The sequence below is a fragment of the Nocardioides sp. NPDC023903 genome, from assembly GCF_040639295.1.
Classification (GTDB): domain Bacteria; phylum Actinomycetota; class Actinomycetes; order Propionibacteriales; family Nocardioidaceae; genus Nocardioides.
Genome location: NZ_JBEZZS010000027.1, coordinates 33343 through 46242, shown reverse-complemented (window position 1 = coordinate 46242; position 12900 = coordinate 33343). Strand labels below are relative to the sequence as shown.

At 69.0% G+C, this 12900-nt stretch carries 12 protein-coding genes and 3 tRNA genes; 10 read left to right on the top strand and 5 right to left on the bottom strand.

The annotated features are described in order from the left end of the window. Positions 1 to 75 precede the first annotated feature (75 nt). A complete protein-coding gene (locus tag AB0F44_RS22790; protein ID WP_357358951.1) occupies positions 76 to 2811 on the top strand; it encodes an AAA family ATPase in 2736 nt (911 codons plus the stop codon). A 116-nt stretch (positions 2812 to 2927) separates the two neighbouring features. Here AB0F44_RS22790 and AB0F44_RS22785 read toward each other — a convergent pair whose 3' ends face one another. From AB0F44_RS22785 to AB0F44_RS22775, 3 genes are read right to left on the bottom strand one after another with little or no spacing between them, the layout of a single operon-like run. Next, positions 2928 to 3518: a bacterial proteasome activator family protein gene (locus AB0F44_RS22785; protein ID WP_357358950.1), complete on the bottom strand. Its 591-nt coding sequence runs from the start codon at positions 3516 to 3518 to the stop codon at positions 2928 to 2930. Between the two features lie 14 nt (positions 3519 to 3532). Continuing rightward, entirely contained in the window at positions 3533 to 4507 is a 975-nt protein-coding gene (locus AB0F44_RS22780) for an NAD(P)H-quinone oxidoreductase (RefSeq protein ID WP_357358949.1), read from the bottom strand. A gap of 17 nt (positions 4508 to 4524) precedes the next feature. Continuing rightward, a complete protein-coding gene (locus tag AB0F44_RS22775; protein WP_357358948.1) occupies positions 4525 to 5094 on the bottom strand; it encodes an NTP transferase domain-containing protein in 570 nt (189 codons plus the stop codon). 23 nt (positions 5095 to 5117) lie between these two features. Here AB0F44_RS22775 and AB0F44_RS22770 point away from each other — a divergent pair, with 23 nt between their 5' ends. The 4 genes from AB0F44_RS22770 (at position 5118) to AB0F44_RS22755 (ending at position 8107) form a co-directional block, all read left to right on the top strand. After that, entirely contained in the window at positions 5118 to 5894 is a 777-nt protein-coding gene (locus tag AB0F44_RS22770) for a carbon-nitrogen hydrolase family protein (RefSeq protein WP_357358947.1), read from the top strand. A gap of 85 nt (positions 5895 to 5979) precedes the next feature. Beyond that, positions 5980 to 7701, top strand: a complete 1722-nt coding sequence (locus tag AB0F44_RS22765; RefSeq protein WP_357358946.1) for a hypothetical protein — start codon at positions 5980 to 5982, stop codon at positions 7699 to 7701. 48 nt (positions 7702 to 7749) lie between these two features. Then, a complete protein-coding gene (locus AB0F44_RS22760; protein ID WP_350660382.1) occupies positions 7750 to 7980 on the top strand; it encodes a biotin/lipoyl-binding carrier protein in 231 nt (76 codons plus the stop codon). Between the two features lie 42 nt (positions 7981 to 8022). Beyond that, positions 8023 to 8107: transfer RNA gene (locus AB0F44_RS22755), tRNA-Ser, on the top strand. 1 nt (position 8108) lies between these two features. Here the strand turns inward: AB0F44_RS22755 and AB0F44_RS22750 are convergent. Then, entirely contained in the window at positions 8109 to 8435 is a 327-nt protein-coding gene (locus AB0F44_RS22750) for a hypothetical protein (RefSeq protein ID WP_350660380.1), read from the bottom strand. Between the two features lie 69 nt (positions 8436 to 8504). Between AB0F44_RS22750 and AB0F44_RS22745 the strand changes: the two genes are divergently transcribed. Both AB0F44_RS22745 and AB0F44_RS22740 read left to right on the top strand, forming a co-directional pair. Continuing rightward, the gene (locus tag AB0F44_RS22745; protein WP_357358978.1) at positions 8505 to 8999 is read left to right on the top strand and encodes a hypothetical protein; all 495 of its coding nucleotides are present in this window, start codon (positions 8505 to 8507) and stop codon (positions 8997 to 8999) included. Between the two features lie 43 nt (positions 9000 to 9042). Continuing rightward, a tRNA-Ser gene (locus AB0F44_RS22740) sits at positions 9043 to 9136 on the top strand. Positions 9137 to 9482: 346 nt separating this feature from the next. Here AB0F44_RS22740 and AB0F44_RS22735 read toward each other — a convergent pair. Further along, the gene (locus AB0F44_RS22735; protein WP_357358945.1) at positions 9483 to 10559 is read right to left on the bottom strand and encodes a LuxR family transcriptional regulator; all 1077 of its coding nucleotides are present in this window, start codon (positions 10557 to 10559) and stop codon (positions 9483 to 9485) included. Between the two features lie 107 nt (positions 10560 to 10666). On the opposite strand from AB0F44_RS22735, the gene AB0F44_RS22730 reads away from it, so the two are divergent. The 3 genes from AB0F44_RS22730 (at position 10667) to AB0F44_RS22720 (ending at position 12381) form a co-directional block, all read left to right on the top strand. Further along, positions 10667 to 10739 (top strand) — tRNA-Arg (locus tag AB0F44_RS22730). Between the two features lie 242 nt (positions 10740 to 10981). Then, entirely contained in the window at positions 10982 to 11515 is a 534-nt protein-coding gene (locus AB0F44_RS22725; RefSeq protein ID WP_357358944.1) for a hypothetical protein, read from the top strand. A 47-nt stretch (positions 11516 to 11562) separates the two neighbouring features. Continuing rightward, a complete protein-coding gene (locus tag AB0F44_RS22720; RefSeq protein WP_357358943.1) occupies positions 11563 to 12381 on the top strand; it encodes a hypothetical protein in 819 nt (272 codons plus the stop codon). The last annotated feature ends 519 nt before the right edge of the window (positions 12382 to 12900 follow it).

Below are 12900 nucleotides of genomic sequence, written 5' to 3'. Positions count from 1 at the left end.
TCGCCGATCAGGCCGGGTAGCAGGAGGAGTGCGATACCCGCGACGGCGGTGGTCCTCAAGCCTTATGGTGGCGCAATGGGCGTACGGATCACCGCCTTTCGCGGTCGTACGAAGGAGCGGGACCGGCTTGACGACGCGCTGCACCGCCTTCGCAACGGCGAGGGCGGTGCCCTCGTGCTGAGAGGTGAGGCCGGCATCGGCAAGACGACCCTGCTGGACTATGTCTCCGACCGCGCGAGCGCGTGCCGGGTCGCGGTAGTGACCGGGACGGAGTCCGAGCTGGAGCTGCCGTTCGCCGCCCTGCACCAGCTCTGCGCCCCGATGTTCGACCTGCTCCCCAAGCTCCCTGATCCCCAGGAGCAGGCCCTGCAGGTGGCGTTCGGGCACGTCGTGGGACCTGCTCCGGACAAGTTCGTCGTCGGACTGGCGGTCCTCGGTCTCCTGTCGGAGGCGGCGGCCGGGCAGCCCGTCCTCTGCGTGGTGGATGACGCCCAGTGGATCGACGAGCCGTCGATCCAGGTCCTCGGCTTCGTGGCCAGGCGGCTGGCCGCCGAGTCGGCGCTGCTGGTGTTCGCCGTCCGCGAGCCCGCGGCGGAGCAGTTGCTCGCCGGCATCCCCGCTCTCCACCTCTCCGGGCTCGGGCACGACGAGGCGATCGACCTGCTGGCGTCCGCACTCCCCGGCCATCTCGACAGCCGGGTCCGAGACCGGATCGTCGCCGAGACCCGCGGCAACCCGTTGGCCCTGCTGGAGCTGGCGCAGCGAGGCACTTCCGAGCTGATGGGCGGGTTCGCGTTCCCCGCGATACATCCCGGCAATCTGCACGACCACTACGTCCGGCGCATCCGCGCCCTCCCCGACCCGACCCGCCGGCTCCTTCTCCTCGCCGCGGCCGAACCCACGGGCGACGCCACCGTGCTGTGGCGGGCAGCGCATTCGATGGGACTCACCCCCGCCGACTCGGAGCCGGCCGATGAGGAGCGGCTCTTCGAGGTCGGAGGGCGGGCCCGCTTCGGCCACCCACTGATGCGCAGCGCGGCCTACGCCGCGGGGACGCCCGAGCAACGACGTGAGGTCAACGCCGCCCTGGCCGCGGCCCTCGACGCCGGGACCGAGCCGGAACGCAGGATCTGGCACCTCGCGGCGGCGACCACCGGGACGGACGACAGGATCGCGGACGCCCTCCACGAGGCCGCCGGCCGCGCCCGCGCCCGCGGGGGAGTGGCGGCAGCAGCGTCCTTCCTGCAGCGCGCCGCATCCCTCACCGCCGATCCTCGGCAACGAGCCGAGCGGACCCTCGCCGCGGCACAGGCCAACCTCGACGCAGGCAGGTACGAAGCGGCGCTCGCGCTCTCCGCCGAGGCGGAGGCCGACGCCGTCGACGACCTCCAGCGTGCCCGCGCCGACCTCGTGCGCGCGCTCACCGGCCGGGCAGCCAAGTCCGGCAGCGACGCTCCCGCGGCGCTTGCCAGGGCCGCCCGACGACTCGAACCCCTCGACCCGCACCTGGCGCGCGAGACCTACCTGGATGCATGGGGAGCAGCCCTGGTCGCCGGTGCCCTGGCCGACCCGGACGGTGACCTGGCCGTGGTCTCGCGGGCCGCCTGCTCCGCACCTTCCCCGAGCACGACCACCCCGCGAGATGCGCTCGGCCCCGGCCTGGCCACCCTGGTCTCGGACGGGACGGCAGCGGCGGCACCCCTGCTTCGCGAGGCGGTGACGTCCTACCTCGGTGGAGACGTCCCCGCCGACGTCTTCCTGCACCGCGGCGTACTGGTCGCCAACGCCGCCCTGTCGCTGTGGGACTTCGAGGCCTGGGACACCGCGACCAGCCGACACGTCGAGCTGGCCCGCGCGGCCGGTGCGCTCGCGCCGTTGGCCAACGCACTCAACGCCCACCGCGTCGTCGCGCTCTGGCGTGGCGACGTCGACCAGGCCCGCGACCTCGGCCTCGAGGAGCAACGGGTCAAAGAGGTCACCGGGACCCAACGGGCGTCGTACGGCGAGCTGTTCCTGCTGGCCTACCAGGGCGACGTCATCCAGGCGGCGCCGGTCATCGCATCAGCCGCCGTCGAGGCGACTGCCCGTGGCGAAGGCCTCGGTCTGCAGATCACCGAGCGCGCCACGGCGCTGCTCCACCTCGGCCTCGGCCACTATGAGAGGGCGTACGAGGCGGCAGCGCGTGCCGGCGCCGGCAATCTCGGGCCCTTCACGGCCCAGGCCCTGCCCGACCTGGTCGAGGCGGCCGTACGCAGCGGCTCGATGGACGCTGCGACGACAGCGCTGGAGCGGCTGGGGGCCTACGCCGAGGTCCCCGACTCGGATTGGGCGGCCGGGCTGCTCGCGCGCTCGCGGGCCCTGGTCGCGGAGGGCGACGTGGCGGAGCGGTCCTACGTCGAGGCGGTCGAGCGCCTCGAGCGCACCTGTCTGCGCTTCGAGCTGGCCCGCACGCGGCTGCTGTTCGGCGAATGGCTGCGCCGTGAACGACGGCGCGGTGATGCACGCGTCCACCTCAAGGCCGCCTTCGAGGACTTCGCGGCGATGGGAGCCGACGGCTTCGCCGAACGCACCCGACACGAGCTGCTCGCCACCGGTGAGAAGGTCCGCAAACGGACCGCGGACACCCTCAACGACCTCACGGCGCAGGAGAGCCAGATCGCCCACATGGCGCGCGACGGCCGCACCAACCAGCAGATCGGCAGCGAGCTCTACATCAGTGCCCGCACGGTCGAGTGGCACCTGCGCAAGGTCTTCGGCAAGCTCGGGATCACGTCGCGTCGCGAGCTGCGTGATGCCCTCCCGGACCGCTAGGTCGCGCCCGTCACCATGCCCCAGCCGCGACGCCGGGTCGGCTTCGCCTGCGCCGTCGTCCGCGGCACCCGCGAGATGGTCGATGCCGTATCGGCACCGGTGGTGTTCGTCCGTGCCTAGAGGTAGAGCCCGCCGGAGGAGTCGCCGTGGTCGTGCTGGCCGTCCTGCTGCGGCCCGCCCTGACCGGGGGCCGGCTGACCCTCGGGGGAGAGGCTCACGCCCGGCGGCAGACCCTTGCGGATCTGCTCGAACTGGGCGCGCGCGGCGACCTGCTGGGCGTAGATGGCCGTCTGGATGCCGTGGAAGAGGCCCTCGAGCCAGCCGACCAGCTGAGCCTGCGCGATCCGGAGCTCGCCCTCGGACGGGGTCTGCTGCTCGGCGAACGGCAGCGAGAGCCGCTCCAGCTCCTCGACCAGCTCGGGTGCGAGCCCGGACTCGAGTTCCTTTATCGAGGCCTGGTGGATCTCACGGAGCCGGTTGCGGGAGGCCTCGTCGAGCGGGGCGGCCTTCACCTCCTCGAGCAGCTGGCGGATCATCGAACCGATCCGCATCACCTTCGCGGGCTGCTCCACGAGGTCGGTCACATCGCGCTCTTCGTCCCCGTCGGACTCCGGCGCGGTGGCGTCCTTGAGTACGTCGGCGGGCACCGCGATCGGCTGCCCGTCGGGTCCGATGACCACGACTTCCCCGGTCTGCTCCTGCGTCATGCGCTCAACCCTACCTAGCGTCCGGTGGTCAGAAGGATCTTGCCGGTGTGCGTGCCGGACTCCATGAGCCGGTGCGCCTCGGCGGCCTCCGCCAGCGGAAGTACGTCCTGCACGACCGCCTTCACGTCGCCGGCCTCGACCATCGGCCAGATGCGCTCGACGACCTCGGCGCAGATGGTCGCCTTCTGCTCGACCGGGCGGCCGCGGAGGTTCGTGGCGATCACCGCGGCCCGCTTGCGGAGCAGGGCGTTGATGTCGAGCTCGGCCTTGGTGCCGCCCTGCATGCCGATGATGACCAGGCGGCCCTCGGGGTTGAGGGCTTCGATGTTGCGGGCGAGGTACTTCGCGCCCATGTTGTCGAGGATGACGTCTGCGCCGCCGTAGACCTTGGCGACCTCGACGAAGTCCTGTTCCTTGTAGTTGATGACCGCCTCGGCACCGAGCGACTTGGCGAGCTCGGCCTTCTCGGCCGAGCCGACCGTGGTGATCACCCGTGCGCCGATCTGGCTGGCGAGCTGGATCGCCATGGTGCCGATCCCGCCGGCGCCGCCATGGACCAGGAACGTCTCGTCGGGCGTCAGGCCGCCGACCATGAACACGTTGGACCACACGGTGGTGGTGACCTCGGGGAGCGCCGCGGCGGTGACCAGGTCGACGCCCTCGGGCACCGGCATCACCTGCCCGGACGGGACGGCGACCTTCGTCGCGTAGCCTCCGCCGGCCAGGAGCGCGCACACCTCGTCGCCCACCTGCCACTCCTCGACGCCCTCGCCGACCGCGGAGATCACGCCGCTGCACTCCATCCCGATGATGTCGCTGGCGCCCTTCGGCGGCGGGTAGAAGCCCTGCCGCTGCAGCAGGTCGGCCCGGTTGAGGCCCGCAGCGGCGACGTCGATCACGACCTCACCAGCTGCCGGCTCCGGGTCGGGACGGTCGGTGACGGTGAGGACCTCGGGCCCTCCGGGCTGCTCGGCTACGACGGCTCGCATGCCTCAACACTAGGAGGCTAGAGCGACTTCAGGTCCGTCCAGGTGTCGATGTCGCGGTGCTCGTCGCCCTCCGAGGGGACCTCGACGAGATCGAGGTCGGCCAGCAGCTTGCGCATTGGCATCCCGTGCTGCCCCTCGTGGTCCGGGCGGACCTCGGCGAGCCGTGCGGCGGAGAGGACCAGGGCCAGCTGGCGGCGCTCGTCGGGCCCGACGAGCATGGCACCGTCGCGACCGAACGCCGCCTCTCGGAGCCGCGACAGCGTCCGCGGGCGCAGGAAGGGCATGTCGACGGCGATCACCCCGACGTACTCCCGCGGGGTCAGCAACGCGTCGACGCCGGTCAGCAGGGCAGCGACCGGGCCGCCGAAGCGGGGGTCCTCACGGACGAAGGTCACCGGGCGCTCGGTGTGCACCGGGTCGCCCACGACGACGACCTCCATCGCGTCGACCACAGCGTCCAGCGCCCAGGTCAGCATGGTGCGACCGCCGAGCTCGATGCCGGACTTGTCGATCCCGTCGAGGCGGGAGCTGCGTCCTCCGGCGAGCAGCACGGCTGCGTACGGCTCCCATTCGTCCCAGGCAGTCACACGGCAGACCCTAGTCTGGAACCGTGACCACCTGGAACAGCCTCCGGATCAGTCTCGTGCAGCAGGCCTCGGGGCTCGAGCCCGACGCCAATCGGTCTCTCCTGGCCGAGCTGACGCCCGCCGACAGCGACCTGGTCGTCTTCCCCGAGGTCTTCGCCAGGGACTTCGGCAAGCCGGGATCCGACCTGAGCTCCTTCGCCGAGAGTCAGGACGGGCCGTTCGGGACCGAGCTGTCCCGGGTTGCCGGAGAGCGTGGGACCACGGTGGTGGCCGGGATGCTCGAGGACAGCGGCGACCCCGAGGGCCGGCCGTTCAACACCCTGCTCGTACGGGGCAGGGCGGAGGCGGCGTACCGGAAGATCCATCTCTACGACTCCTTCGGCTACAAGGAGTCCGACGCTCTGGTCGCGGGTGAGGTCGAGCCGGTCGTGGTCGACATCGACGGGGTGCCGACGGGGCTGATGACCTGCTACGACCTGCGCTTCCCCGAGCTCGCGCGGCGGCTGGTCGACGAGGGTGCCGAGCTGATCGTGCTGCCGGCCGCGTGGGTGGCCGGTCCGCGCAAGGTCGACCACTGGCGCACCCTCGTGCGAGCACGCGCGATCGAGAACACCGTCTTCATCGCGGCGGCGGCCCAGTCGGCCCCTCGTTACTGCGGTCACTCGATGGTCGTCGACCCTCTCGGCGACGTGCTGGCCGAGGCCGGCGAGGGCGACGAGATCGTCTCCGCGACGATCGACCGAGCCGTGCTCGAGGAGGCGCGTCGCACCAACCCCTCCCTGGTCAACCGCAGAATGTGACCCTCGTCAACAACTCCCCGTCACAGCGGTAAACGGATATCGATGACTCGTTAGGTTCACCCCTTCCCCGGTATCCTCGCCTGTTATGGACCGAGCCCCCCGCCGTCGCGCTGACAAGAGCAAGCGTGGCCGTCGTGCAGCCGGTCGCAGCGAACCCACACCCGCCTACGTGGAGCCGACCTCGAGCGAGGCGCTGGCCTATGACCAGTGGGCGGAGGACGACTGGACCGGCTATCAAGACACCAGCCAGGACCCCGGCCAGACCTTCGGCGGGCAGAGCAACAGCCAGGGCTGGAGCGAGAACGGCTGGGCCGACGAGACGTGGTACGACGAGCGTCAGGCGCCTCAGGAACCTCCTCCCACGGGCGGCGGGCGCCGGATCGCCGGGCGTGCCGAGCCGGAGCAGTTCGAAGAGCCGAACGGCTACACGGGCAAGCGTGCTGCGCGTACGGCACCGGAGGAGCCTTCCTACGGCGGCTACCCGGCGCCGGAGTTCCGGCCCGAGCCCGAGCCGGCCCTGAGCGGGCCGACCGCGCCGCCGCCGAGTGCATGGCAGGCGCCGGCCTACTCAACCCCGGTTCCCTACCTCGGGACGACAGGTCTGGCGCAGGCGCCGCAGACGCCGCCCCACATCCAGCAGCCTGCCTATCAGCCCGACCCTTACCAGTCCGGCCATCTCGAGCCGGTCCACGATCCCGTCGGGCCCTACGACACCGAGGCTTCCGGTCGGCCCACCACCGCCGCCAAGGTGACCTCGTTCCTCGCTCAGCCGCGGGTCCCCGGAGCGGGCGCCGCCCGCGCGGGCCTCGGCATCATCGAGAGCCTGACCGCCGGCACCATCCGGGCGATCTGGCTGGTCGCGCTCGCCGTCGGCGTGCTCGGCCTCGCGGTCAGCGCCTTCGACCTGGGGCCGGAGATCTTCGGCGGCCTCGGCGCCGTCGTGGTCGGCACCGCCTACACCTTCGCGCTGGCTCACCGCACCGGTGGCCGCCCGCTGATCTTCGGCTCCCTGGCAGGGGTCGCCGGGCTCGTCGTGGTGCTCGTGGACAACGAGGCGCTGCGTACGGGGGCGGCGGTTCTGGTCGCATCGGTGGCGGCGGTCCTCGCGGTGATGGCCACCGTGCCGTCGCGCCGCTTCCCGAAGACGATCCGGGAGACGTTTATCGCTGTCGGCATCGCCGCTCTCGGAAGCTTCGCCGCGCTCGGATTCGAGCCGGTGGTGATGGTCTCCCGATTCGAGTACGCAACGCTGGCCTGCTCGCTCGCGATCGCCTTCTTCGCGGTCTACCGCCTCGGTGCCGGCCTGCACGGTCTCGGCCGACGCGGCGCGATCATCGTCGGCATCGGCGGCCTGATGCTGGCGCTCACCCTGATCTACGCCGAGATGCTGCGCCGCTACGGCAGCACCGGCCTGTTGGACTCGGTCGATGACATGCAGCGCTGGTGCCGCATCCACATCGGCGGCTACCCGCACCCGATCCAGGCGCTCTTCGGCGTCCCGGCGCTGGTCTGGGGCACCCACATGCGCTCCCGGCGCCGCCAGGGCTGGTGGGTCTGCCTCTTCGGTGTCGCGCTCACCGCGCCGGTCGCCAGCACCTTCCTCAATCCCGATGTCGGGCTCGCCGAGGCTGCTCTCTCGGTCGTCTACAGCATCCTCATCGGCCTGGTGATCGCGTTCGTCATCATCCGCATCGACCTCGCGCTCACCGGCTCGACCGCCGCCGGCAGTGGCCGCCGAGCGGCGCGTGAGGCCGACGAGGCCAGCGCTGTCCGCCCCGAGCCCGGCCGCACCCACGCGCTGCTCTGAGGCGCTCTCTAGCTAGGGCTACCACGCGGTAACCCATAGGTTCTGGGTATGAACCGCAGAGCCCCCACCACGATCGCTGCCGAGATGGTCGCGAACGTCATGAGCGTCGGAGTGCAGCCCGGGGACAAGGTTGCCGCCGGGGACACCGTGATGCTCCTGGAGTCCATGAAGATGGAGATCCCGGTCCTCGCCGAGGCCCCGGGCACCGTGGTGGCGGTCAAGGTCGCCTCCGGCGACGTCGTCCAGGAGGGCGACGTTCTCGTCGAGTTGAGCGCCTGAGCGTCAGGCGCATTAGACTCGCCCACGCGCCCACAAGCGCATGGAGGGGTGCCGGAGTGGCCGATCGGAACCGCCTTGAAAGCGGTCGTAGGGAGACCTACCGCGGGTTCGAATCCCGCCCCCTCTGCTCAGACTTCCTGTAGGTGGCGATCCACGTCGATCATCAGCCGCCTCAGTTCGAGGAGGAGATCCTCGAGGTCGGTGCGGTCGAGTACGTCGTCGGCGAGGACGGCGAGCCTGCTCAGCAGCGTGCCGCGGTCGCGGAGCGCGCTGACATCGGTGAGGGCGTGCCACTCCTGACCCGTGTCGAGGACCAGCAACGCCTCACGCACGCCCCCGAGGCGCTGTCGCACCGACCAGCGCCAGAGACCGACGTTGGCCCCCGGACGGGGAGCGGCGATAGCGGTATCCAGGGCCCGAAGAGCATCCGACATATTGGGAAGCACACCTGTCATGAGCAGATTGTGACCTAGGTCACGTAAAGGAGCAAGCCGATGCGGCTCTCGGCTCCCGTGTCGGCCACAATGGAGAGCGTGTCATCTGCTGAGCTCACCTACTACCGCCTCGCTCCCACCGTGCAGGCCCGCCTCGTCGGTGCTGCCATGGTCGGCCTGGCGCTCCTGGTCTTCGCCGGCACGGCCGTCGTGATCGCGGCCCGGATCGACTTCGCATGGCTCTTCATCCCGCTCGTCGTCGGCGTCGCCGCGGTGGTCGGCTTCGGCTGGTGGCTGCGCAACAAGGCGTACGTCCTGCGCGCCAGCGCCCAGGGCTACCGGATCGCATTCGTGCGAGGTGCTGGTGTGCGCGAAGCCCGCTGGGTCGACATCCAGGAGGCGGTGACCACCATGCCTGGCGGCACGCCGTGCCTGGAGCTGCGGCTCAAGAAGGGTGGCGCCACCACGATCCCGGTGACCATCCTCAGCATCGACCGAGAGCAGTTCGTACGCGATCTCCAGGTCTATCTGAAGGCCACCATCAAGCCTCTCGACACGACCTCGGGATCGTCCGACGCACCCTGATTGGTCCCAGGAGGGCGGGTCTTGTAGCCTGTTCGAGCGGTATGGAGGCGTCGCCTAGTCCGGTCTATGGCGCTCGACTGCTAATCGAGTTTGGGGCTTAAACCCCATCGAGGGTTCAAATCCCTCCGCCTCCGCCAGTTTCAATGTGTTTGGCCCCCTTCATGAGGGGGCCAAACTCCGTTCTGACCTGCAACTTCATGCACTGCAAGAGACCGTACGACGGAACGTGAACTATCCGTAACACCGTGACGTGCACAATAATCAATCCGTAGGCCTCTCGGCACCGGTCGGCCTGAGACCAGGAAGGAACGACATGAAGCACGTACGCAAGGCGGTGGCGCTCGCGCTGGCCTCGGCAGCAGCCGTTGTCGCCATGGGTGCTCTTGGAAGCGCAACGACGGCTTCTGCCGACTCGAGTTGGGGCATCACGGCTGTCGAGGACTCAAGCTGGGGGTAACCCGCCGCTGACGCCGGGACGAGGTTCTATTTCTTGAAGTTCCGAGCGGGGCGCCCGTCGGCCATCGGCTGGTCGTTCCCGCTTCGGCCGATCTCATAGCCCAACTGGAATCGTGTGTCGACGTCGAACTCTTCCTTGAGATCTGACACATAACCCGCGTACGTGCGGGGGCTAACTCCCAGACGCTTGGATGCCGCTGGATCGGAGTGCCCTTCAATGAGCATCCGCAACGTCATTGCCCGCTGTTCGTCCGCGATGTCTCGCAAGGTCGTGGAGTCTGAACTGGAGAACGGTCGTGCTCGTTCCCATGCCCGTTCGTAGACATCGACCAAGTACGCGACGACTGAGGGTTCGCGAATGGCTACGGCAGTGTCGACCCCGTCCGGACTGGGGATCACTGCAATACGACGGTCGAAGATCATCATTCGGTTGAAGAACTCGTCCAGGGTGCGCACCTCGCCGCCCGCCCCTGCGACGGCTGCGACGTACTCGCGGGTCGCGCTGTTGCGGCGAGCGGCGTGCTGGTACAAGGTGCACACCCGTACGCCGCGTTCAAGAAGTGCCGTGTCCTTCTGGATCGCCGCAGTGAGCTTGCTGCCGGTGTCTCGTCGTGTTTGGGGCTGCGCCGTGAGCATCTCGTCTTCGCACTCGGCAACGAGCGAGTCGATGAACGGCTGAATCGCCGGGCTGTGAACGTAAGCGAACGGGCCGTGTTGTTCAGCCGGCGCCGATCGGCGCCAAGCGCTGCGCAGTGCGGTGAAGTCATTGGCCCACTCCGCCGACTCCTGGAGGAGGCGGATGCCCTCTTGGGTCATGGGTGCGACAATCCGAGCCTGCACTGTCGCGGGATCGACGGTCACCCATGTTTCCGGAGCCTCGTCAGGGTTGCGTACGAGGCTCAGTTCCTCAAGTGCTTTCAGTGCAGCCGCGAATTCCCCGCCTTCATTGATCCGTGGATCTGCAGTGGGGATCCCGCCCCGCTCCGCGATGAGCTCGAAGAGCTCGATGCCCTTCGCCTCGAGCAGTGCACGCGTACCGGGCGTGCGTCCCTCGTCGGTCACGTTCTTCTCCTCGCCGGACGGCGTGGGTTGACGCTTGCTCACGCTCCACCTCCCCGATGCTGTGGCTAGCGCCAGATCTTCTCACACGTGGCGATTTCTGGTCACGGACCATCTTCCGCTAATCTTCTACACGTTGCTTCGGTAACACTGCGCCTGTAGCTCAACGGATAGAGCATCTGACTACGGATCAGAAGGTTTGGGGTTCGAATCCCTACAGGCGCGCAGCACGTCGAAACCGCCTCTTGACCAGCCTGAACGCTGATTGAGAGGCGGTTCTGCATTTGGGTGAGGCCGAGGCGCTCCCCGCCGCTCTCCCCGCCTGCCGTGATCACGAGAGCCGCCCAGAGTAGGTGCGAAGGGCAGCGGCAGCCAGTGTCAGCGCGTCATCGTGGGGTCGCGCGTAGCCGTTGGTCACTCGCAGGTCGGTGTCGGGCCGACCCCGAAGAACCCGCGCTCGGCGCTCGGTGCACTCCCCGGTCGCCGTGGGCGTGCCCTGGCGCTACCAGACGACCGATCGAGAGCGCCCGCTCATCGCCGCCGAAGACGCGAAGTCCGGCGACCTCACCGACCAAGTGCTGACGGACCTCGGATTCACCGTGACGCGCTTCCAGCTCGGACCCGAGACCGACGAACTGCCCGAAGGTGACGCCGTTGTCATCTGTGGGCCGAAGTCCGCCCCGGCCGCCTCGGCGCTTCTCGCCGCTGACCCTCGCTTGGGGTTCGTCGAAGCCGATGGACGTTGGTCACTCCAGGAGGCCGGATCGGGCGTACGCCACGACTCGCCCAGCGACAAGGTCAACCCCGAGAGTGTTGATCTGGGCTACCTCGGCCGGCACAGGATCGGCAACAGCACCGTGGTCCACATCGCTGGGATTCACACCATGGGGTCCCTCGGCGCCGTCGACTACCTCGCCAAGCACCTCGGAGACCTTTACGCCCAGACCAAGGGCAGGAGTTCTCTTGTGTCATTCGAGCCGAGTACGAAGGGCTCGAGGTGACCGGCAGCAGCCTGGCCGCCGGGCCCTTCCTCTGGTAGGCCGGGGCTATGTACGTCACGCTTGCCCAACACCCCGAACCACCGGCCGGGGATGACCGCGCCTTCATGACACCGAACGCCGTGATCGTCCTCGACGGAGCGTCGGCCTTCGCAGCGCGGGACGTGCCCGCGTCGACTTACGCACAACATCTGGGTTCAACCATGGCCGCGCTCGTCGACGGCACCGATGAGGCGCTTACCGTGCTCCTGGCTGAGGCGATCAAGACGACGGCGGCCGACCTTGGCCTGACCCCCGGAGGTCGAGCGCCGTCGAGCACGCTTGCCGTTGTCCGCAGGCGAGAAGATGCCTCGGTTGACGTACTGGTGTTGGGGGACAGCCAGGTTGTGATTCCCGGGAAGATCCTTCGAGACGATCGACTCGGACCGCTCGCGACTGAGCAGCGCACCGCCTACCGGGAGCGCCTCGCGAGCGGGCACGGATACGACGACGAGCACCGGCAGCTCCTCGCAGCGCTCCAGGCCGAACAACTCCGACGCCGAAACAAGCCCGGCGGATACTGGATCGCCGAGGCCGACCCGGCCGCCGCAGAGCAAGCCCTCACCCGCCATCTGTCGCCCCACGAGGTCCCATGGTGCGTGCTCGCGACGGATGGAGCCTACAAGCCGATGGAGTACCTCGGCCTAGATGACTGGCCGACCGTCGCGACGGCAACGTCGGATGACCTCGCCGGACTTCTTCAGCGCTGTCAGGAGTGGGAGGCGACCGACGAGCGAGGCCAGCGACTCCCGCGAGCGAAACGGCACGATGACAAGACGCTTGCCGTCTGTTCTCCCTCGGGTGATGTGCAACGTACCTCTGTCGGATGACGTTCGACGCCGGGTGCACGGATCTGCCGATGTGCGGACAGACGGTGCACACTTCCGATCATGCACCTTTCGTCAGTCTCCGAAGCCAGCGCCACGATCGAGTTGTCTCGGACCGAGGTGCTTGCGCTGAGCAATCTGCTTCTGCACGCGCAGAACCTGCCCCTTGAACTCCGTGGCCCTGGAGAGATCTTCGTGAGCCTCTCGGAGGCGTTCGAGGGACTTCGTGACCGGATGACAGCGTGACCTATGCCGCTGATCGCGCATGGACCTGCCGATCAGCGGTAGGTCGAGTTACGTAGCAGCGATGTGGTCCCGCACCACAGCGCGCATCTCCTGCTCGACGGCATCGCGCTCCGCTGGCATCGGCAGGTGATCGCGCCGATCCAGCAGGGTGACCAGGACGCGGTCTAGTCGTCTCGTGAGAACTTTCTCTACTGACTCAAGGCGGCCTCCGGCCGCGAGCGCGGCCTCCGGGGGCGTGCGGCCTGGCGGCCGGTCCCCCTACGTGCCGCGCAAATA